Source organism: Enterococcus sp. AAFC-DPL-5146, from assembly GCF_058216635.1.
Map to the genome: position 1 here is coordinate 2,941,841 of NZ_CM177103.1, position 23,636 is coordinate 2,965,476.

15 protein-coding genes are annotated in these 23,636 nt (G+C 36.3%); 11 read left to right on the forward strand and 4 right to left on the reverse strand.

The features are described 5' to 3' along the window. The first annotated feature begins 3 nt into the window (after positions 1-3). The 10 genes from essB (at position 4) to AC4BB2_RS13495 (ending at position 14,456) form a co-directional block, all read left to right on the forward strand. A complete protein-coding gene (essB, locus tag AC4BB2_RS13450; RefSeq protein ID WP_490473399.1) occupies positions 4-1,236 on the forward strand; it encodes a type VII secretion protein EssB in 1,233 nt (410 codons plus the stop codon). Continuing rightward, positions 1,237-5,757 carry a type VII secretion protein EssC gene (essC, locus tag AC4BB2_RS13455; RefSeq protein ID WP_490473400.1) on the forward strand — a complete coding sequence of 1,507 codons (4,521 nt, stop codon included), beginning with the start codon at positions 1,237-1,239 and terminating at the stop codon, positions 5,755-5,757. Between the two features lie 15 nt (positions 5,758-5,772). After that, positions 5,773-6,213 carry a hypothetical protein gene (locus tag AC4BB2_RS13460; RefSeq protein ID WP_490473401.1) on the forward strand — a complete coding sequence of 147 codons (441 nt, stop codon included), beginning with the start codon at positions 5,773-5,775 and terminating at the stop codon, positions 6,211-6,213. A gap of 16 nt (positions 6,214-6,229) precedes the next feature. Further along, complete coding sequence (locus AC4BB2_RS13465) at positions 6,230-6,514, forward strand: hypothetical protein (RefSeq protein ID WP_490473402.1); 285 nt, start codon at positions 6,230-6,232, stop codon at positions 6,512-6,514. A 19-nt stretch (positions 6,515-6,533) separates the two neighbouring features. Beyond that, positions 6,534-6,833: a DUF5344 family protein gene (locus AC4BB2_RS13470; protein WP_490473403.1), complete on the forward strand. Its 300-nt coding sequence runs from the start codon at positions 6,534-6,536 to the stop codon at positions 6,831-6,833. Between the two features lie 27 nt (positions 6,834-6,860). After that, positions 6,861-11,930, forward strand: coding sequence for a DUF6531 domain-containing protein (locus AC4BB2_RS13475; protein ID WP_490473404.1), 5,070 nt, complete (start codon positions 6,861-6,863; stop codon positions 11,928-11,930). 10 nt (positions 11,931-11,940) lie between these two features. Beyond that, positions 11,941-12,600 (forward strand): hypothetical protein, encoded by a 660-nt coding sequence (locus AC4BB2_RS13480; RefSeq protein ID WP_490473405.1) that lies wholly within the window; start codon positions 11,941-11,943, stop codon positions 12,598-12,600. A 325-nt stretch (positions 12,601-12,925) separates the two neighbouring features. Continuing rightward, entirely contained in the window at positions 12,926-13,585 is a 660-nt protein-coding gene (locus tag AC4BB2_RS13485; RefSeq protein ID WP_490474706.1) for an RHS repeat domain-containing protein, read from the forward strand. 11 nt (positions 13,586-13,596) lie between these two features. Next, on the forward strand, positions 13,597-13,971 hold the full coding sequence (locus tag AC4BB2_RS13490; protein ID WP_490473406.1) for a hypothetical protein: 375 nt from the start codon (positions 13,597-13,599) through the stop codon (positions 13,969-13,971). A gap of 20 nt (positions 13,972-13,991) precedes the next feature. Then, on the forward strand, positions 13,992-14,456 hold the full coding sequence (locus tag AC4BB2_RS13495; protein WP_490473407.1) for a hypothetical protein: 465 nt from the start codon (positions 13,992-13,994) through the stop codon (positions 14,454-14,456). A 210-nt stretch (positions 14,457-14,666) separates the two neighbouring features. Here AC4BB2_RS13495 and AC4BB2_RS13500 read toward each other — a convergent pair whose 3' ends face one another. The 3 genes from AC4BB2_RS13500 to AC4BB2_RS13510 all read right to left on the reverse strand — a co-directional run bounded on the left by AC4BB2_RS13500 (position 14,667) and on the right by AC4BB2_RS13510 (position 17,785). After that, complete coding sequence (locus AC4BB2_RS13500; RefSeq protein WP_490474707.1) at positions 14,667-15,626, reverse strand: GH25 family lysozyme; 960 nt, start codon at positions 15,624-15,626, stop codon at positions 14,667-14,669. A 237-nt stretch (positions 15,627-15,863) separates the two neighbouring features. Continuing rightward, entirely contained in the window at positions 15,864-16,907 is a 1,044-nt protein-coding gene (locus AC4BB2_RS13505; protein WP_490473408.1) for a bifunctional transcriptional activator/DNA repair enzyme AdaA, read from the reverse strand. 527 nt (positions 16,908-17,434) lie between these two features. After that, entirely contained in the window at positions 17,435-17,785 is a 351-nt protein-coding gene (locus AC4BB2_RS13510) for a winged helix-turn-helix transcriptional regulator (RefSeq protein ID WP_490473409.1), read from the reverse strand. Between the two features lie 119 nt (positions 17,786-17,904). Here AC4BB2_RS13510 and AC4BB2_RS13515 point away from each other — a divergent pair, with 119 nt between their 5' ends. Further along, a complete protein-coding gene (locus AC4BB2_RS13515; RefSeq protein WP_490473410.1) occupies positions 17,905-18,522 on the forward strand; it encodes a nitroreductase family protein in 618 nt (205 codons plus the stop codon). Positions 18,523-18,725: 203 nt separating this feature from the next. On the opposite strand, the gene AC4BB2_RS13520 is transcribed toward AC4BB2_RS13515, so the two are convergent. Further along, positions 18,726-23,339, reverse strand: coding sequence for an SdrD B-like domain-containing protein (locus AC4BB2_RS13520; protein ID WP_490473411.1), 4,614 nt, complete (start codon positions 23,337-23,339; stop codon positions 18,726-18,728). Positions 23,340-23,636: the final 297 nt, after the last annotated feature.

Sequence of the window (23,636 nt, forward strand, 5' to 3'; positions counted from 1 at the left end):
AAAATGGAAACAATAAAGGAAACAGTTGTAGAAGTAATCATTGAAAAACATACGTATGAATTTAAAAAAACCATTGAAAAATGGGAGCTTGCCTTAAGAAAATCAGAAGTTCAAGTGAATGAAGAGAAGGATTTAGCTTTGCTGAAAGTCACTCACCCACTATTGATGGAGACAAGTATCCATTGGGAAGAAGATGCAGTGACCTTTACCTACGAATTACCAAAAGAACGGATCACTTTCAGCGAATTAAAAGCTGGGTCAAAAGAAGACAAACTACGTGCCATGGCAAATATGGCTTCTGTTGAACAGCTATTAGACTTACCACTAACTTTTTTCATCCATCCAGAAAATTTGCTGTTTGATTATAACTTACAGCCGAAAATCGCTTACCGCGGATTAGAAGGAAAAATGCCGCCAAAAGTCACAAACAACGACTTATTATTAAGACAATACAAAAGTTTGATCATCGCTTTATTTGAAAAGAAAGATGATTTTACCAAACTCTATGAAGGTCAACTAGAAATCAAAAAGGGCTCTGAATTCATTCAAACGATCCTGAAAACAGAAAGCTTTGAAGAAATCAGACAATACCTTGTTCAAATGTACGATCAAACAGTGGAACATGCCGCCAAAACAACAAAAAAAGTCAGCAAAACCAAATTCCAAGTGATGAAGCAACTATCAATCTGGATGACTGTGCTATCTGTTGTTTTAGTGATCCCTCTCGTTTATTTGCTATTTTTCCGTTTACCATTCTTAGATCGGATGCAAAATACCGATACAGCTTTCTTGAAAAATGACTACGAAGCCGTGATCACAACGTTAGAACCAGTCAAAACAGCCAAAATTCCTTTTACACAAAAATACGAATTGGCCTATAGTTTCATTCAAGGAGAAGCCTTACAAGAACAACAGAAAAAAGCCATTTTAAACAACGTAACCCTACGTTCTAACGAAAATTATCTGGATTACTGGATCGAAAACGGCCGTGGAAATCTGGACGAAGCGCTAGATGTAGCGAAAAACTTAGAAGAGTCTGATTTGATTTTATACGGAATCACTCAAAAAATTGAACAAGTCAGAAAAGATACGAAAATGTCTGGAACTGAAAAAGAAGAAACTATTGGTAAGCTAGAAGCCGACTATAAAAAATACAAAGAAAAACGTGACGAAAGTGTAAATGCTGCTGAAGAAGCTGAAAAGACACAAGGATCGACAGCTCAGGAGGGAAATTAGATGACCAAGACACAAGCCATCCTCTCCCTTCAAGGCTATCGGTATCAATTAATTCTTGATGAAGAAAAAACACAACAAATCAGCTCAGATAATCAAGCCTCTCTGCACTTACCTTTACTGACAGAAGCAGATGCGTTAACTATCGAAAAACAAGACGAGTGGATCATCACCCACCAAGATCAAGATCATGTCTTATCCCTTGGCTCTCCCCTCACCTTGCCATTATCCGATGACCAAGAAATAACGGTCATTTTAGCTCCTGTGACAAAACTGCACGTGTTTGACCTATTAGATAAAAAAGAATTGATTTTAAGCACAGATAAAGGCGCAACCCTTGAATTGGCAAATGACCATTTGGCACAACCTCTTTCTGCAATTTTGAAAAAACAAGAGGATCAATGGATCTTAACCCTTCTTTCTGGTGAGCTGATGATCAATAATCAGCTGTTTAACGGCACTGACTATGTACTTGGTAAAGGAGACGAACTGTCTTTTCTACATCATACATTGAAAGTCTTTACTCATGAAATTCATGCGACAGAAGGCACCATTGTGAAATCAGATTTGTGTGAGATTTATACTTCTCGTTACGATGTGTATGAAGATTACCCAGATTTCCATCGTTCACCACGGATCATTTACCGTGAACCTGAGGAAAAAATAACGATCAATGCCCCAAGTGAGCCAAACAATAAGCAACAAGATCAACTGATCAAAACGATTTTACCACCTATCGTCATGCTGATGGTAACGGTGGCTATGGCCTTTTTCAGACCTAATGGCTTATTCGTTCTAGCCAGTGCGGCGACGACTTTGATTACGATTATCTTCTCTATTACAAATTATTTTAAAACGAAAAAAGAACACAAACAAAGCTTAATTGACCGTGAAGTCAGTTATAAAAAATATTTAGTGGATAAATCGGTGGAATTACACCAATTGAACCAAGAACAAAAACAAGGACAGCTGTATCATTATCCAACGGTTTCAGAATTATTGGATATGACGAAAACCTACAGCCCAAGAATTTATGAAAAAACGCCGTTACACTTTGACTTTCTCTTCTACCGTTTAGGCTTAGGGACACTTCAATCGTCAAGTGAGATCAACTACTCTAACAAAGAGCGCGGCAAAGAAACGGACGATTTAGAAAAAAGCGGGTATGAACTTTATACGAAGAGTTTAGAGTTAGAAGATATGCCTATCGTTGCCAATTTGGTGAATGGACCTGTTGGGTATATTGGCCCAAGAAACTTGGTTTTGGAACAGCTTCATTTATTGGTAAACCAATTATCCGTTTTCCATAGTTACCATGATTTACAATTTATCTCGATTTTCCCAGAAGCTGAAAAAAACCTGTGGGAATGGATGCGTTGGTTACCTCATGCAACGATGCAGGATGTGAATGTCCGTGGGTTTGTGTATAACCAACGAAGCCGGGATCAGGTGTTGAACAGTTTGAATCAAATCTTGAAAAATCGCAAGAATTCTCTGGAAGAAAACCGTAATAGCCGAGATAGTACGATCTTCTCCCCTCACTATGTGGTGATGATTACCGATGAGAAGTTGATTTTGGATCACGTCATTATGGAATTCTTCAACGAAGATCCAAGTGAATTAGGCTGTAGCGTGATTTTCGTGGAAGATGTGATGAGTAGTTTATCCGATAATATCAAAACCGTTATTGATATTCGTGACCGGAATACTGGGGTTCTCTTGTTGGAAGAAGGGAAATTGAAAAACACTACCTTCCAATTGGATCACTTCCCTACTGATTTTAGTAAAGAGGAACTGCCTCGTTTATTAGCACCATTGAATCACTTACAAAATCTAAAATCTAGCATCCCAGAAGCTGTGACCTTCTTAGAAATGTACGGCATCGAAAAATTTGAGGAATTTAATGTGACCCAACGTTGGGCAGAACATTCCCCTCATAAAACCTTAGCTGTGCCATTAGGTTTACGTGGAAAAGACGATATTGTCTATTTGAACTTACACGAAAAAGCCCACGGTCCTCATGGATTAGTCGCTGGGACAACAGGTTCTGGTAAATCTGAAATCGTACAAAGTTATATTCTAAGTTTAGCTGTGAATTTCCACCCGTATGACGTAGCCTTCCTACTGATTGACTACAAAGGTGGCGGAATGGCCAACTTGTTCCGTAATCTCCCTCACTTATTAGGGAGTATTACCAACCTAGATGGCGCTCAAAGTATGCGCGCCTTGATTTCCATCAATGCCGAGCTAAAACGCCGTCAGCGCCTTTTCTCGGAGAATAACGTGAATCATATTAATCAGTATCAGAAATTATATAAAAATGGCGATGTAGAAGAACCAATGCCTCACCTCTTCTTAATTAGTGATGAGTTTGCGGAATTGAAATCTGAACAGCCTGAGTTTATGAAAGAACTCGTTTCAACGGCTCGTATTGGACGTTCGTTAGGGATTCACTTGATTCTAGCCACGCAAAAACCAAGTGGTGTGGTGAATGATCAAATCTGGAGTAACTCGAAATTTAAATTAGCCTTGAAAGTGGCGGATAAAGCCGATTCGATGGAAATGTTAAAAACACCAGATGCAGCGGAAATCACTCAAGCAGGTCGTGCCTACTTGCAAGTGGGGAATAATGAGATTTATGAATTGTTCCAAAGTGCTTGGAGTGGCGCGGATTATCAGCCAGAGAAAGATGACCAACAGATTGAGGATCATACGATTTATTTGGTTAACGACCTTGGTCAGTATGAAATCCTTAGTGAAGATTTAAGTGGCTTGGAAAATGCGGATGATGTGAAACAGATTCCCACAGAACTGGATGCCATTATTGATGGGATTCATGAGGTGGCAGAACGTGAGAATATCACGCCACTACCGAGACCTTGGTTGCCACCGTTGGAAGAGCGAATTGCCTCTTCTACTCTGCATCCTGTGAATTTTAAAGAAGAATGGTTAACGGAGAAACAACCGTTAGAGCCAGTTCTTGGTGTAGTGGATGTGCCGAGTATGCAGGCGCAAAATACCTTGCGTTTGAATATGACACAAGAAGGTCATATGTTGGTGTTTAGTAGTCCGGGGTATGGGAAAAGTACATTTATGCAGACGGTTGTGATGGATTTGGCACGTGTGCATAGTCCTGAGCGGTTGAATGTTTATCTATTGGACTTTGGGACGAATGGGTTACTTCCGTTGAAAAAACTGCCTCATGTGGCGGATACTATGAGTATTGATGAAGAAGAAAAAGTTGAGAAATTTGCAAGACGGATTAATGATGAATTGAAACGTCGAAAGAAATTGCTTAGTGAATATTCTGTTGCTAGTTTAGACATGTATGAACGTGCTAGTGGGAAAGAAGAACCAATCATCTTTATTCTATTAGATGGTTTTGAAGGATTAAAAGATGCAAAATTCAATGATATTCTTGAAAAAGTCATTACCCAAGTAGCTCGTGAAGGAGCTGGGATTGGGGTTCATTTACTTCTTTCTGCAGGACGTCAAAACTCATTGAAAGCTATTCTTTCAAGTAATATCAAGACACAAGTCGTGTTGAAGATGATTGATGATTCAGAACCAAGAGCGATTGTTGGACGGACGACGTTGACGATTGATGATTTACCTGGTCGTGGGTTGATTAAGTTGGACGAACCTGAGTTGTTCCAAGCAGCGTTACCAGCGGATGGTGAAGATACGTTGCAGATTATTGAGGCGATTCAAGAAGAAGTGAATGAGATGGATGAGCATTGGACTGGTGAAAGACCTGAGCCGATTCCTATGGTACCGGATGTATTATACTTTGAAGAATTTAGACAAATGAAACAGGCACAACAACTAGTATTAGATGGATTGTTACCAATGGGCTTAAATTATGACACAGTTGAACCTGTAGCCAAATCATTAGACGCTTATCAACAATTAGCCGTCTTTGCCCCTAAATATGAACGCATCATTAGTAGCCTAAGTAGTATTCAACAATTTCTTAGCATGACTGGTAAATATGAGTATGTCATTTTAGATGATCAGGAAGAAAATTTCATGAACCTTGGATCTGGTGCAAAACGTTATAGCTCCAATAAAGAGGACTTCTTACCTATCTGTCAGGAAATTATTGAACTGATTGAAGACAGAGAAGATGATTTTGATGATATGAAGGAAGATGGCGAAGTAAGAAATCTCAAAGAGTATCTGACTACCATCAAACCACTAGTCATCGTTATTCCGAATATTTCTTATTTCTTAACTGATATGAACGCTGATGTAGAAAAACAATTTACTAAAATCTTACAAACTGGTTCTCAGATGGGCATTTACCTGCTCTATGGATCACTATTCAACGCCGTAAGTGGATATGACGAAGTAAGTAAATTACTCAAAAAAGTGGATAAAGGTCTTGTACTTGGAAAAGTTGGCGATCAAGGTCAATTAAAAGCTTCAAATATCGGTTACAGAGATCCAACACCAGATGATACAGAAGGTTACTTTATTGAAAATGATTTTGCGGAAAAAATCAAAGTATCCTTATCACTATAAAAAAGGAGGATAAACATGGACGATAGCAAAGAAAAAGCACGGGAGCAAGCAAGAAAAGCGGCTGAACAAGCGGAAAAAAATAGAAGACGCCAAGAGCTTCAAATAAAAGCAGAAAAGGTTAGAGGAAAAATTTCTAAGGCTGATAGCCTTATCTCTAGCTTTCGATCCAAACAAAGTGAGTTTGATCAAGCCATTTCTCAGATAGAGCAGAAAAAAAGTTCTGCTTTATCGAGTCAAATTGTATCCCAAGTGAGAGTCTCCAAAGTATTCGAAGGGGTTATCGCAGAAAAACAAGCTTCTGAGTTACCAAAAGGTATTGAAGCGATGGATAAGAACATAAAAAAAGCAAAAAAAGTGGCTGAAGGCATTGAAGATCAAATAAAACAGCTAAGCACCTATCAAGATACACAACAAGACATTTTATCTAATATCATGGCACAAATAGCCAGTATTTAAGTAAAGGAGAGAGAATATGAGTGGGAAAATAGCAGTAATCAATCATGAATTTGAACAAACCACATCAGAGTTAAAAAGAAGTCACCAAGAGATCATAGATTCTTATAAAAAAGTAATTGAACTGACAAAACAACTAAGTTCAGGCTCTTTAAACACTGAAAAATTATCTCCAAAAGTTCAAGGTTTGATGGACGGTGTCAATTCAGATGTCATTTCTAGACTAACAGAGCTATTCAACCAAACGGAAAATGTAATTAAAGACTATGAAACAGTCATCGTAAACGTAGATACTAGTTGCTAATTATTAAGGAGGAAAAACAATGGGAAAAATAGATATAAACTACGGTCAAGCACGAAGTGAGATCAACAATATAGAAAATCAAATCAACTCTTGTTTATCTTCTGCTAAGAGTCAGGTATCAAAATTATCTTCTTTACTCAATGAATCAGAAGGTGCATTTGTAACAGAAATCAAACAACAATTCAAAACAGAAGAACAAATTATTAGCGCATCAGAAGGATTCTTCAAAGAAATGTGTCAAGCTTTACTAAGTGCTGTGGATACCTATGAAGAACAAGATCGCAACATTTCTAATAGTATGGATAAAGCAATTTCTTAATAATAAGAGATAAAAAGGAGGAAAAAAATGGGTGTAGGAAAAGATCGCGTGTTTCTCTTATCGGCTATCGTCGAATTAAAAACACAATATGAAACACTCTTCAAAGCGGCAGAACAATTTAGTCAAGAAATGGAATCAAAAGTATCCAGTGTCCGATCGTTAGAATCTCAGGTTCCTTCAGAAGCTAAAAGTGGTCGTTTGTCAGGAGCGACTAGCGGCTTTCGATTAGAGAAAGATAAATTTCAAGAATTACTACAAAAACTTCAACGAGATGTGGAAAAGCTTCAAAATGACTTACCCGCACTGGATAAAGCTGCTGCAAGCAATGTCTCTGAACTCACAAGTGCATCAAACGAACTAGCGAATCTATTTAAAGAATACCAATCCTTTATCCAAGGAGGCTTTACCAGTCAAAGTGTGGATGCATTTAAAAAATCACTGTCTAAAATGCGCTTAAAAAATGGCATGTCTATGTCAAAAGTAGATAAAACGTTGAAACAAGTGATGGAAATGTCCAAGGGGTTAGCTGTTGTTAGTGCAATGTATAGTAAAGATCCTGTTAACTTAACAACCGGAAACTTTAGTGCAGATAAAGAAGACTTACTGATTCACGGTGACACTCCTCTAAGTTTCAAACGTACCTATAATGCCATGGATGAGTATAAAGGCTCTTTAGGAAAGAATTGGGTTCACTCGTTTGAAGTCTGTGTGATAGAAGAAGAGAATCAGCTAAAAATCATGATGGAAGATGGTCATGTTGTTTTCTATGAATTAACAAAAGAAAACAACTACCACTCTGCCCTTTTCCCTAGCCATATTGTGACAAAAGAAGAAAATGGCTATCAATTAGTAACAGAATCTCAAATTCGTTACCAATTCAACACACGTGGGCAATTGTTCAAAACATTAACAGAATCTAGACAAGAAGTTCGTCTATCCTATAATTCAGATCAACAATTGAAAAAAGTAGAAAGTTCAAGTGGTTCCATTCGTTTTCGTTATGATGAAGCTGGATTACTCACAAGCATCAAAGATCAAGCTAAACGAAAAGTGACCTTCTCATATGAAGATAAGTGCTTGACCGAAGTAAAACTACCAAATAAAATGATCGTAAGTTACGGATATGAAAATGGCAAATTAACGACAACGACAAATCCAAGAAGCATTGATTTAGTCAAAAATGAATACGACTATCTATCACGAATCACGAAACAAACTTTCCCAGATGGCGGAGTGATGACATATGAATACGATGACGAAGCGAAAAACATTGTCGTAACTGAACAAAATGGATTAAAAGTTACCTACTACCGAGACAAACACTATCGAAATACAAAAGTTGTTTATCCGAACGGTGAAGAAATCACTACCTACAATGAACAGAATAAACCTACTTCTGTCACGGATAGAAAAGGAAACAAAACACAATACAGCTATGATGAACAAGGAAACCTGATCAACGTAACGAATCCATTAGGGGAAGTTATGACGATGAGATATGATGAGCAGAATCACCCCATTTATATGAAACAACCAAATGGCGCTGAATATACCTTTACCTATGAAAATGGCAACTTATTAAAAGTGGAGAATCCATTAAACTACTCATCCGAAATGACTTATGATGATCAAAATCGTCCAATACGTGTGAAACAACCTGATGGTAGTCAAATGGTCTTTCACTATGATGAGCGTGGCAACCTATCAAGTATCCAATACCCCAACCAAGGAACTACTCATTATGTATACGATAACCAAAACCAAGTGATTGAAACAACCAATCCAACGGGAGCCGTAACGAAATTTGAGTACGATATAAAAGGTAATTTAACGAAAGTCACGAATGATGAAGGCAATACACGAGAATATACGTATAATGAAATCAACAAGGTGACTACGGTTAAAGACTTCGATGGGACAACAATCACGCAAGAATATAATGAATTAGGGAAAGTTTCGTCTATTACCAATCAATCTGGTCAAGTTACTGAGATGGATTATGACTTGATGTGGAATATCTCCAAAATTAAAGAACCAAATGGCGCAGAAACGGCCTATTTATACAATCAGTACAACCAACTAAGTCAAGTTGTCAACGCTAAAGGACACAACGTTCACTATGACTATGATGAAAATCAAAATGTGACAAGTATTCGTTCTCCAAAAGGAGAAGAAACAACGTTTGCGTATGATGCCTTAAACCGACGGACAAAGATGGTTGAAGCAGATGGCGCAATTACCAGATATACCTATAATAAACTAGGAAAAGTCGCAACGATTACCGATGCTTTAAATCATACAACTATCTTTGAATACGACTTGTTAGGGCAATTAGTCCGCCAGACAGATGCCTTAGACAATGAAATCACCCTTTCTTATACGTCACTTGGACAATTGGAAGCTGTTACGGACGCAAACGGCGGGGTCACATCTTATGAGTATTATCCTGGTGGAAACTTGAAGCAAGTCACTTACCCTGCCGGTGAAACAGAACGATATGTCTATGACTTGAATGACAATGTCATTGAAAAATGGGCAGGCGAAGAAAGTAAAATCACCTATACGTACGATACCTTAGATCGTGTAACAGCTATTACCAACCCATTAGGAAATACTCGGAAATTTTCTTATGACGCTGCTGATCGAATTGTTTTGTATCAAGAGGAAGCGGGAGCCATTACAGAATACGATTATTCTTCAACAGGAAATCTTACTCTGGTCAAAGATGCTTTAGGCAATGAAACTCACTATGATTATGATACTGTAGGCAATCTAACTACCATTCAACAATACGGATTAATCGATGCCGAGCTGGAAAAAGTGTCCGAACAAAACCGTGTGACACAATATCAATACGATTTACTAGGAAACGTGACTACTGTCACGGATGCATTAGGGAATCAAGAACACTACGTTTATGATGAAAACAATCAATTAATTAATAAAACTGATAAAGATGGTTATCAAACAAATTTAAACTATAACCAAACAGGACAAGTTCAGAAAATCCAGTATTCAGATGGCAAAGAAGTCTTGATGCAGTATAATCCATTGCGTAAATTGGAAGCTGTAAAAGACTGGTTAGGCACCACTCAAATGACATTAGATGCTTTAGGCCGTGTGGAAGAAGTTCAAACGCCCGATCAACAAATCACCAAATATGGTTGGGATGGTCAAAGCAATCGAACAAAATTAGTTTATCCAGATGGCAAGGAAGTACAATATGTTTACAATCCATCAAATAAACTAACCGAGCTACACACTGGCGATCAGGTCTATCGTTATCACTACGATACCCAAGGACGCTTGATTGAAAAATCTTTACCAAATCAAGTGACCACACACTATGAATACACGCCTGCTTATCAACTAAGTGCCTTGATCCATCAAAAAGAGCAAGAAATTCTGGAAAAGTACCAGTATCAGTATGATAAAGCTGGGAATAAACAAGCCATCGAGAAACAACGTCAAGGCTTGACCGAAGACAGCGGACACTACCAGTATCAATATGATGCCTTACAACGTTTGACACATGTCTCAAAAGACCAAGAAGTTTTACGTCAATATACCTATGATGCATTTGGTAATCGAATAAGTAAGCATGAAGGAAATCAAACAACGAATTACCAGTATAATTCCTTGAATCAGCTAATCAAGCAAGATACACCACAAGAAACCAAACAATTTAACTACGACCAACGTGGAAATCTTGTGGAAGAATTAATCAATAATCAAGTCGCTAAAGCCTTTACCTTCGATGCGACAAACATGATGACACAAGTGACTACTGCCTCAGGTGACAAAGCAACGTATCAATACAATGGTCTACGAAATCGTACGGGGCAAACGATTGAAAAATCAAATGAACCATTGAAGCAGATTCAGTATATTTTAGATTTAACGAAGCCCTATAACAATCTTTTGGGGCGAAAAGTGAATGAAGACAAAGAACAGTATTTATGGGATAATGACTTATTGGCAAAGAATGAAGAAGAGTACTTCTTGTTAGATGATTTAGGCAGTCCGTTACGTCAGTTAGCGAATACTGGACAGTCTCTTGAAGAGTATAGCTATGATGAATTTGGACAGAGTCTATTCAATACGCCAACTAACCAACCTTTTGGTTTTACTGGGTATCAACAAGATGAAGTTAGTGGAATGAATTATGCGCAAGCGAGATATTATGATCAAAATCAAGGTAGGTTTTTAAGTGAAGATGGTATTAAAGGAGTATTGACTTCCCCTATGACGTTAAATCCATACACATACGTTTGGAACAGTCCTTTAGATTTGGTGGATAAGGATGGATATTTTCCTTCATTAGGCGATATTGGAAAAGGAATTTCAGATTTTTGGAATAATAATATTAAAGGTGAGAGTGTAACTACAGAAGTAGTCTATCCAGATGGAACTAAGCACGTCACTAGTGGGACTAAGGGCGGAAGCATAATCGTAACTTCTGCTAAAACATCTATTGACAAAGCTACAGGAAAAAGTACTGACACTGCTGGAATAGGAATAAATATCCCTATTAATATATCTATTCCTACTCCTTGGGGAAAAATAGGTTGGTCTAACAAAACCAGTATTTCTGCAGATTCGAGTGGTCTTTCTTCTATTAAGGCTTCGCAAGAACAGAAAGCCTCTTTCACAGATAAACAAGGAAATACCTCTGATCTTCATAGGAATATTACTATCAGCAAAGTCCCATCTATTACTCTCGGTGCAGGAACTAAATCATCAAATGGGAACTTAAATGTAGCTGATTTTGGTTTTGATAAAAATGGTTGGACTGGAACGGGTACAACTGGTATGAGCAAAGGAAAAATGACAGATAAATGGATTAAATCTATTAGCTCAAAAACATGGAAAGAATTATTTGAATACGCCAAAGTACCATTCATGGCTATTAGCGCAGTTGCTCTTACAGCACTTATTGCTTATCTTGTCGCAAATGATGCAACTGGTATAGGAGTTCTTGATGATTTCTTAATTGGACCAGCTGGAGCAGCTCTTTCACAACTACTTCTTAAATTAGGAGATATGTTTGGCAAAAATCCTCAGTTTGCATCTGCTATGAGCTGTAATTTAGCATAAGGAGGGAACTATGAAAAAAATACTTGCTTTTCTATTATTAGGTGGATGTATCCTCAGTTTGCAAGGGTGTATTAGCTTTGGTGATGAGGATAATAATACAACCAAAGTAGAAGGCATCACTGAACGAGATTCAGATTTTAATGAAGACGACTATATCAATAATTATTATTCAACGATCAGCGAAGCAATCAAACATAACAATTTTGCGGATGGAAAAAAAGCTGATTTTACACTAAAACAAACTATAAAAATTATTGAAGATACTAAAAGCTGTAACTTTTATGGTACTATCATTCAACCTGGCGGGGAAGAAATTTTTGTGGTTATGCGATTTAGATTAAAAATAACGGAGGGCAAGAAAAATTATTCAAATCCTCTAGCCTATAGTCCATCATATGATTTTATTAATAATACGTTGTACAAAAATAAAAGTATTATTGAAGAACAAGAAATGTTTTTACCTATAAATAATGACCCTTACGCTATAAAAAGTGTAGAAAAGTATCCTAATTTCATTTGGTCATTAACAGCTAAAAAAGATGTGAAAAAAATGAAAGTAAATAATCAAAAACCCACTGAAATCATTCCTTTCAAAATAGGGAAAGATCAGCTATATTTTTATTACTTCGATGATTTAAAAAATAATGGCGAGTTTACTGTAACAAATTAAAAGATAGAGTGAAAAAGTGTACTTATCGATAATGAGATATTTACACTTTTTTTGCTTGAATACCGCAAAGAACTAATTAAAGTGGCTCCTCACCGTTGCAACCTACGATCATACAAGTTTTCTAACATACCTACTATGAGCTACAATCTAGCATAAGGAGGGAACTATGAAAAAAATATTCACTTTTTTACTATTAGGAGGGTTCATCCTCAGTTTACAAGGATGCATCAGCTTTGGTAATAGTGAAGAAAATGATACAACAAACTTACACGTCAGCCCTCCTATGGTGTAAGCATTAACCCGAAGGTAAAAAAACTAAGTGTTGATGGGAAAGAAGCAGATTCAGTATATTTTAGATTTGACAAAACCATATAATAATTTATTGGCACGTCAGGTAAATGAAGACAAAGAACTGTCTTTATGGGATAATGAATTGCTGGCAAAGAATGAAGAAGAGTACTTTTTGTTAGATGATTTAGGTAGTCCGTTACGCCAGTTAACAAATACCGGGCAGACTATTGAAGAATATGGGTTTGATGAATTTGGACAATCTTTATTCAGTATGCCTACCAGTCAACCTTTTGGCTTTACTGGGTATCAACATGATGAGATCAGTGGGATGAATTATGCGCAGGCGAGATATTATGATCAGAAGCAAGGGCGTTTTGTATCTTGGGATCCAGTTTTAGGTATCTTAACGATGCCGGAAAGTATAAATCCTTACTCATACTCCATGAATACCCCTACAAACAAAACAGACAAAAGTGGATTGTGGTTTGGGTTAGATGATGCAATTGCTGCAGGAGTTGGAGCAGTGGTCGGAGTAGTTTCGCAAGGTGTAAGTGATGTAGTTTCTGGAGTTGTGACTGGAAACTGGGAAATGTCTTCTATAGAAACTTACGTAGGAGCTGCTGGAGGTGTTTCTACCCTGTATGTTGGCCCAATAGCTGGAGCTCTGCCATCGGCTCAGGGACGTCTACTTTAGTTGGGCAAGGTTTGGAAAAAGCAACTGGGAAAGTAGACCGCACTTGGGGAGAAATTGGCATGAATACAGGAGTTAGCTCATTTATAGGTGGTATTATAGGCGCCATACCATTCCCCGAGGTTAAAATTCCTGGAATAAACTCAGGAAGAAATAGTTTTACTGCGGTATACAAATCCGGAATGACTAAATTAGCCAACGGAACTGCTGGCAAGATGAGTGCCAAAGTTATATTTAAAGGTTTGTCTGTGTCACTTATTGAAGAATTTGGATTGGCATTTCTACTTTCTGAATTAGCAAATATGGGGTATGATAAATTTAAGGAAATGTATTTGAGTAATTCGGAAGACAATGATATAGATATTGACGAAATAGATTGTATTGTATAGATTTACTAAGGAGAATTTTAATGAATAAACCGTATCTTACTATAATTTATATTCTGGTTCTTCTAAGCATAGGGGTTAGCATCTATGGAGGAATCAAAATTATTCGAAATGAAAATTTTATAAAATATGAAAATGCAGCCCCATCTAAGCAAGAGTTCATGAAAAAAAATGAAAAAAAATTTGACATCGTCTTTAAAAGTTTATTTATAATTATTATGTTAACTATGTTTGTAGGGTATGTATTTCCAGAAATAATGGATCTACCCAATGTTATCAATAATAACTATCAATTAATTGATGGCATTGCAGAAAATTCTGCTACGCAAAGTAATAGAGCATTTCCAAAAATTGTGACCGTGAAATCCAAATCAGGACAAGAAATTAGATTAAGATTCTACTCTAAATACTCTATAAAAAAAGGAGAGAAGTTAAAAATAATTTATTTGCCGCATTTAAAAAGAGGCACCTTATTAGAGCATAGATAATAGTCCAGAGAAAATGTTAATCTATTTTGAAAATAGAGATTAACAATCACAAAGCGGTCATAAAAGTAGTAAGAACCCATAAAACTATATTCGTAGTTTTATGGGTTCTTACTACTTTGTTACGAAAAAATTGTATTCTAGTATTATATAATTTTTTTATTATGAGTAGGCTATTTTTCTTCAGGACCATTATCCACTCTTCAATTCCAACTAACCCTTCACTGCAAACAATGCATTCGCAATTCCAGGAACACTGCAAGGATCACCGTAATTCTTATGTGTTTGAATCACCGTATACTTTTTTCCTTGATAGGCTACCTCTTCACCTTGGTAATACTGGATAGGTTTCAAATCAGTTCCCAATTTAAATTCAGGTGTAGAAATAAAGCGACCAAGATAATCAACACTTGCATCATATACTCCTGGTACACCTTCAAATTCTACTTGTGAACTCCATTGCCATCCAGCTGTATCTGAGTACAATAAATTTTCACTTGATGGTGTTTTTGGCCATTCTGCGACCCAGCTATTTTCTTTACCCAAGACATCGAATTCTAGGTAATTTTCTGTAAACCAGCTTGCCATACTATAATGAATCACATTGTTAAATCCACGTTTGTTCAATTGGTTTTTGAAAGCCATTGATGTGATTGTCACATCTGCCGGGATCATTTCCCCTTCTTCTGCATCATTAACCATTACTGTATCAGGGCTTAAGCCAAGTTCTTCAGCAAAATCCGCAAAGTAATTCGCTTCATCAACTGCTTTTTGTTTATCTACAAACCAAGAATAGTGAAAGGCAGAAACTGTTAAACCAGCCTTCTTCGCATTTTCAATTTGAACCTTAGCTAAAGGGTTTGTATAGGTTGTGAACTCAGTTAATTTTACTACTACACCTTTAACACCTTGTGCCTTCATTTTTTTATAAGATTCTACAGATATTTCACCACTCCAAGAAGAAATATCGATAAAATCAGCTCTTGGAAGTACTTTTGGTGCATAAGGTAATACAACTGATTGATTTCTTTTAAAAGCTTCTTCCTTTTTTAAATTGTTTCCCATGACATGGTTATTTTCTTCTGTGATAGTTACATTTTCAGCAAAAGCTTGCGTACCTGCAGCAAATAATGTTGCACTTCCCATACATACGAACAATAGATTTAATAACACTTTCTTCAAATTACTAACCACTCTTTCTTTAATTTTTTGATAGGTTAACCTAACTACTTCTTTACACTAACATAACTTTAAAGAACCTTTCAATCAAAATAGTAGTTATTTTGTCATTTTTTGACTTATATTAAAATAACATGTTTTATTTAAAAGGAAAGCAAAAAAAACAATGATAGTCTCCTGAGTTAAAGGTGAACTTCATTATTTTTTATATTGCTATTCAAACAACTACATCTAATATTCTCTCTCATGTTTCAACAACCATTTCTTACGTTCCACACCGCCACCATAACCACCTAAACTGCCATCTGTCTGAATTACACGATGACAAGGAATAATGATCGCTAGTTGATTAGCTCCGTTTGCGTTACCTACTGCTCGCATGCCATTGGGATTTCCAATTGTTGTTGCTAATTCTTTATATGACGATGTTTGACCTCGTTCAATTTGCGTTAGTTCCTGCCAAACACTTTTTTGAAAATCAGAGCCTATACACATATAAGGTGTTTGAAATTCATCTAACTTTTTCTCGAAATAAAGCCCCAATTCTTCTTTGATCTGCTCATTGATCTTTGTTTTTCCTGGAACAATCGACGCATTCAAACGATTCCGCAGCCGCTCTACTTCTCTTTCCAAGCCACGACGATCAACAAATTCCAGTAAATATAAATACTCGTCGTCCGCAATACTCATCATTGGGCCAAGAATCGTATCAATCCAATCGGCAGATAAGATTTTGATCTCTTGGGATTGTTTTGGATTTCTACCCATGATTTTTGAAAAAGCATCGTAGAATCCACTGGAAGAATCATACCCTGCATCTAATTGCGTATCGATTCGTTTTTCACCATTTTTGATTGATTTCAAAGCCATTCCCATCCTTCTTGAACGCGCATATTGAACAAAGGTCATGCCATAGACTTTTTTAAATTGTCTTCTGGCAGTCATTGAGTGAATCCCTAATTCAGCAAAATCTCGATCTTTCCAACGCTTTTCTGGATTTGCTTCTACTAATTCCACCATCTGCTGAACTAAAGGGGGGATTTCTCTTGGAAAAGATAATGGTTTGCATCTTTTACAAGGTCGATAGCCAGATAAGAGAGCTTCTTCTGCGGTTTCGTAAAAGGTACAATTTTCATATTTTGGTTTTCTGGCTGGGCAGGTTGCATGGCAGAAAATGCCTGTTGATTTGATACCTACAAAGAAAATACCGTCATACGTGGGATCTTTTGCTAGTAAAGCTTTATAATAATGCTTTTTTTCTTTTTCGCTAATCATTGGAAGCATCCTTTCTACTTTATTTTAAATAATTTTGTTTATACTATTTAGCTGAATCCATCAGTAATTTGGACTATAAGTGACCTCATTTTTTTCCTCTTCACTTAGTTAGATTTTCTGTAAAATCATCTTTTTTGATATTTAGTATCCAGTGAATTGATACTATTACTTCAATTGCAATTTCTTTTTTTCAACTCTGGTATAAAAATACCATCGATTCCTGTTTTTTCATAGGCTTTGATTTAAGTAAATAGTAGCTTAAAACTTTTTCGTTGTGATTATGTTTAGTGATATCTCTGTATGATGCCTGTCTAAATTGCTCTACTTCCCTTCGTTATTCATCATCTCTTCCAATATTCTATATTTTTATTTTACTGCTGATGTAAAAAGGATTCATTCGAAAAATGAACATCAATTTTTTATTTTGTAATAATCCTTAATTGAGAAACAAAAAAGCACTGCTCATGATATAAGAGAAATGCTTTTTGACGCTTCTTGATAACGATAGTAGTAATGATAAATTTCAGCTATTTTATTTTTGTTTCCTCATCCCTTCCAATTCCTTTTTCCACCATTTCATGTCCCCAATTGTTAATGATTTCTAATGCTGGAATCAGTTCCTTACCTTCTTCAGTCAAAGAATACTCCACATGAGGCGGAGTGACATCAAATTCTTTTCGATAAATCAATCTATATTTTTGTAAGTCTTCCAAAGCTCGATTTAAAGTTGTATTGGTTATTCCCTCAAGTTCCCGTTTTAGTGCGTTATATCTAAGAACTGAATGGTACGAAAGTTGCCAAAGAATTTCAATTCTCCACTTTTTTCCAATGATTGATAATGATTTTGTTACACCACAGGCTGATTTTTTTTCTTGCATTTGACTCCACTCCTTTTTACAAACACAAAAATGTGCGTACTTGTTTCTACCGATTATAAATAATAGAATTACTATAACACTTGATCAAGTGAAAAATAAAGAGAAAGTTGGTACTCCCAATGACGGGAATAACGCAGTTTTTAATTAGTCGAAAATCAATCAGAAACTTTGATAAACAATTTGAAATGACAAATAAAGAAATCAATGAAATACTCGAAGAAGCATCATCTGCTCCATCTAGCAATAATTTACAACCCTGGAAAGTCATTGCAGTAAAAAATAAAAACATTCAGGAGAAATTGTCCAAGTTAGCCTTTGATCAGCCAGCAATCAAAGAAGCCTCAGCGGTATTTATCTTATATGCTGACACAACTCAATACAATCATATCGAAGAAATCACTAAGCGCATGGTTGAGCAAAATATTTTCGATGATGAAATAGCATCAAAACAAATTAAGACGGTCAAAGATTTTTTCACTTTACACCCAAACGATAAGCAAGAATTTGGTGCGGCTCTAGACTCTGGTTTATTTGCAATGCATTTAATACACATTATTCGTGCTCATGGTTATGGTACAGTTCCCATGAGAGGAGCTGTCTTCTCTAAGATTCATGAACTTCTAAATGTTCCTGATCATTGGATTCCAATCATGTTATTACCAATTGGTAAAGCTTTGAACAATGGTTACGACTCTATTCGCTACACCGTTGATGAATTTTCTACTATTATAGAATAACTAAACAACAAAAAGACCCGCTCTTTTGGGGAAAGAGCGGGAAAAGGAGTTAAAAAATGAAAAAGTGTTTTGTTAGGGTTGTTTGTTTGGTATGAATATATAATAACCTGAAATTGTGACTATTTTGTGGTGAAAGATTGGTTTATTTTTTACGATTTTCTATTAAAAGTTAGACTTTTTCTTTGAGATATCTCTCAAGTTTATTAAAATTTTCTATATCGATTTCTACTCATTAAAGAAAATCCTAGGGTTCCTGCAATCATCATGATCCCCATGAAAATATATTGTTCCGTTTTTTCACCTGTTCTTGGAAACTTGGATTGATTTGAATAGCTGCTATTATTTTTTCCATTCGTTCCTTTAGTATTTCCATAACTCCCACTTGTGTTGTCAATACCACCGCTGTTTAGCTCCTCACTAGAACTTGTACTGCCGCTTTCTTTTCCGCTTGTTGACTCTTCTGGCTTAACAGGATTAGGTTTTTTCTCCGGGTCAGTAGCATCACCAATATACGTATTTGTAATTGTAAATGCGGCATTGTCCACTTCGCTGGTATAGTTCTTCGGCACATCAACTTCTTTTATTGTATAAACATATTTTTGATTACTTTTTGGTTGATACTCTGGTAGACCATCTAAAGAAAATACCCATTCATCTGTCTGATTGTTTTTAACTGTAAATGTCTTACCGTAAACCTCCCCATCTTGAAACACTTGAACATTAATTGATTGAGGTCGTTGATTTTTTTGATTTTGATCACCTTTCCAAACTTTCTTACCTTCGATACTGGTATATGTCGGCAAATCAAAAACTAAACCTAAATCCCAATCGGTGTTCACTCCTTTTTTTACTTCGATTGCATCTGTTTTTCCGTTGTTATTAAATCTTGAATTTTGTTTTTCAGTTACTTCTCCCTTAATGGTCGCAGCATATTCGTCAGGAATTTCTGCATGTATCTGGTAGTTTCCTGGTTGGATTTGAGAACCGTTAAAGTAATATTTTCCATTCGCTCCCGTTTCTACTGTTTTAACCAAAACTTCCTGTCTTGTGTGATCCATGCGATAAAGAGAGACTTTAACATTACTTATAGGACGTTCACCTGCAGATTGCAATCCATCACGGTCACTGTCATGCCAGATATATCCATCAATAGTTGTTGGTTCTGTATAGCCGCCATCAATGTTCAATGGATGTGATTCAGTAGGTAAATCAACATAGGTTTCCCCAAACTGTTTGTCTGTATCTAGTTCTAGAAAATCATTGTCGATTGTTTGATCAGAGCCTGTCTGATAGGTTGTTAAATTCAAAGTTGAATTGATACGTTTTATTGTTACACGATATTTTTTATTATAGAGATGATTAAATTCATATGAACCATCTGCTTTTGTTTTTGTTGTGCTAACTAAATCATTATTCCAATCATAGAGATTAACTTCAGCGTTGGAAATTCGTGCTTCTGACTCTTCTCTTAGTCCATTAGCATCTTCATCTGACCATAAAACACCTGCTATTTTTTTAGTCGGCTCTTCTTTTCCTAGATAAACGCCAGATTTAACTGGTTCGCCAACTTCTAAAGTTGCATTGGTGGCGCCATCTGTATAGCTGCCTCCTACAGCAAAGCTATTCCAAATCGTCTCTAACTCACTTTCAATCTCAGGAATATGATAAGAAAGGTTAAAAGAAGCAGTTTGTTGACTATCTAAGCCATCTTTTTTTATGATTTTAATTGCTGTCGCAGATTGGTCTAATGGCGTCTGTCCATCCCAAACTTGCCATGTAGACTGATCATTTGTTAATTTTTGTAACTCTGTTAAATTATTTTCAGCAGTCGTATTCGTTGAATAATAAAGCTCATAATTCCCACCTAAAGCAGAACCATCTGCCAAAGCAATTGCTTTTAATTGTCCTCCAATTGTAGAATGACGACCACTGTCTGAAATTGTCATCGTATCACTTTTACTTGGGAGATTATCAATGATATGTAGTTCATTGATTTTGATAGCACCATTGTTTGGTACTGTTAAACGATACGTTACATCAGTTCCTCCACCTTGATTTAAAAGGTTGGTAACACGAGAGAAAGTGACACCATCTTTAGAGATTTCCTTTTTACTATCTAAGCCTACTGAACGATTGAAATGAACTTGACGATACTTAGACATGGCCGCTACAACGCCACCAACGCCTGGAACACCTGAAACCCAATCAGCTCCGCCATCATAATTTTGTTTTTTATCTCCAGATACCAAGTAATTGTTAAACTCTTCTATTTTTCTGACTTTTTCAGAACCATTAGCGGTAATTTTTACGGCATGATTATCATTATATCCTTCATTATTTCGCCAATCATTATTATAACGAATGGCCACTAATTGTGTATTGTCATCAACTTGTTTAACCTCAATTTGTGCGTTAGGATCACTTTGAGGTTTCACTAACTCAACGTTTTCAATATTAATGGTGATAGGTATTGTAATATACAAAATCGCATCTTTCAATGCACCCGAACCATAAACATTATTTACATTTATTTGATAGACAAATGTAGAACCAATATCATTGATTTTTGGAGAAAATGGCTGTTCCCAATTAGAATAGCCTGGATACGCCCCTTCACCAGTAAAAATCGTTGTTGCCTTTTGCGTATTATTAGTATCATCCTGATTTGCTTCATAACCGCCCTTTACAAAAGCTTCATACGAACTTTCAGGAGCATTTGCATGTTTGCGATCTCCATAAATATGCAACGTGTTGGTCAAACCATCTTTTAAGGAAAGATCAGGGTTTTTGACGCCATCCATCGTTTTACCAATCGCTGAGATTGAAACTTTACCAGCATCTTTCGGTATTTTTTTTGACCCTTGATAAGTAAAGATATATTTAACTGTCGTGACATAATCTCCTTCGGCTAAACCTAGACTAGATACTTGCACTGTATTAGCCAGACTTGTTGTCCCCATTGACTGCCAATTGCGATTATTTTTCGTTTGATATAATAATTCTGTACTAACCAACCCTGTGATTGCAGGGTTTTTACTCTTTTGGGCAGACCAAGAAAATGTTTGATAACGGAATCCTTCAAAGAAATCTGGTTCGCTGGTATTTCTAATAGGATCATCCACCAAGTAAACATCCCGCATGTCTAACCTTGGCGCAAACGTCAACGTATAGGCCAAGGTTTGATCTTTTTCTTTAAGAAGTTTTTCTGGAGCTGTTTTTGTAAAAAATTTGATTCCAGGATAACCAGATAAATTTTCAATTGCTGGAACTGTTTCTGGCAAAATCGCTTCATCGTTTACGAGTGTTCCATCCAATCTTTCCCCTGTCAAAGTCGCTTTGATTTCATGGGTTTTAGAAGCCCCTGTGGTAGAGTATGGGTACTCATAGGTCAGCTCGACTGCTGTTGTAGCATCGGCTACATGAATATCACCCACTAAAATATCGACAGTGTATACACCATTTGTAGGTCCACTAACAGGATAATTTTTTCCTTGATACGTTACACTATATAACTCAATATCCGCTGGAAATTCAATATGCAACTTGCCATTTTTTATATTCACTCCGCCGATGTCGTTTTCAGGAATGATTTTTATTTTCGATGTATGAACTTCGATCGGCTCTGTATCAGGAGCTTTTTCAGCAATCAAATGATTGGTTTGATCATTGATTTTCGGTTGAATGACTTCTAATCGTTTTTCTTTCCCCTTGGCATTACTTGCAGTAACTTTGAGTAAACCATTCAGTGTCGTCTCGGGTAAACTAATTCCTTTTTTAAAACGTAACCCAAATGGCACATCTAGCATTCTACCGACTGGCAACTCTTTTAAATAGTCGATGGTTACTTGTGTTTCTAACCCAATTTTTTCGGTCTTTACTCTGTAGTTATTACTTGTAGGTAATGAAATAATATCAACACTATCGGGTAATGTGACCACAATCTGAGTATTCTTTATAGAGTCCTCAGACTCTCCGATACTGCCACTGTTTACCCGTACTGTCATATCAAAATATTCACCTGCAAGCGGTGTAACATTAGAATAAACTTCTGAGATAGACAGATTAGCTATCATTTGACTCTTGTTTTTAACACTTGCTTCTTCACTATTTGCAATGGGTGCTTCTACAAGTTGGTTGTTGTCTTCTGGTGTCTCTACTGCAACTTGATGATCTGTAGGAAATGTTACTGATAAGGCTAATTTTTGTGCCTCTTCTTTATTTCCTGCATATATTAAATGAATGGAATCAAATAAAATAACATTGTTTTGATCCATTTCGTCTTTCAATGCTTGTTTTTCGATTACTACATCAATCTCTTCTTGGTACTTCGTTTGTGCCTCATAACTAATGATTTCCCATTGACCTTTTTGCGGAAGATTACGAATTTGAAGGGATGGATTTTTACTAGAAAGTGTTCCATTGAAATTACTACCCATATCAATAATATAGCGTAACTCATTTTCAGAGTTATTTCCTTTTACACGTAAAGTTCCTTTCCAATAATCTTGTTTAGACGTTTCGTTCAAATGGTGAGTTTCTGTTCCATCTGCTGAAACCCATGAAAGATTTAATTGGTTCTCCTGAACTGACTCAACGATGGTAATTTCACTCTCACTAGTTGTTTCTTCAGAAACATCCGTTGTTGCAAAATCTGTAAATTGTTCCTGACTTGTCGATGAACGTTCAGATTCTGTTTCAACTGACTTTTTCACCTCTACTAATGCATCTGCTGATACACTATAAGCATTCATCGGACCTAAAAAAACAGGCGCTATCAGACAGACCAGCATAAATAAAGTTGTTATCTTTTTTTTCATCATCTCTCTCCTCTTTTCTATGAAAATACTATTTGCTCAATAAATCACATTTAATTAAACAGACCAAAAGACAATTTTTCGTCCCTTTTTGTCCGTTTCGCATAAGGAATATTAACATTTTTTACATAAAAACACAAATATATTTATATAAATATCAAAATTGTACTATTTTGTTTTTATACTGATGAATAAGTGCTTATAGCTAAACGTAAACGTGAAAAAGCTGAGATGAAGGATTATAGAAAACTACAAAAAAAGACCCACTCTTTGGGGAAGAGCGGGAAAAGGAGTTAAAAA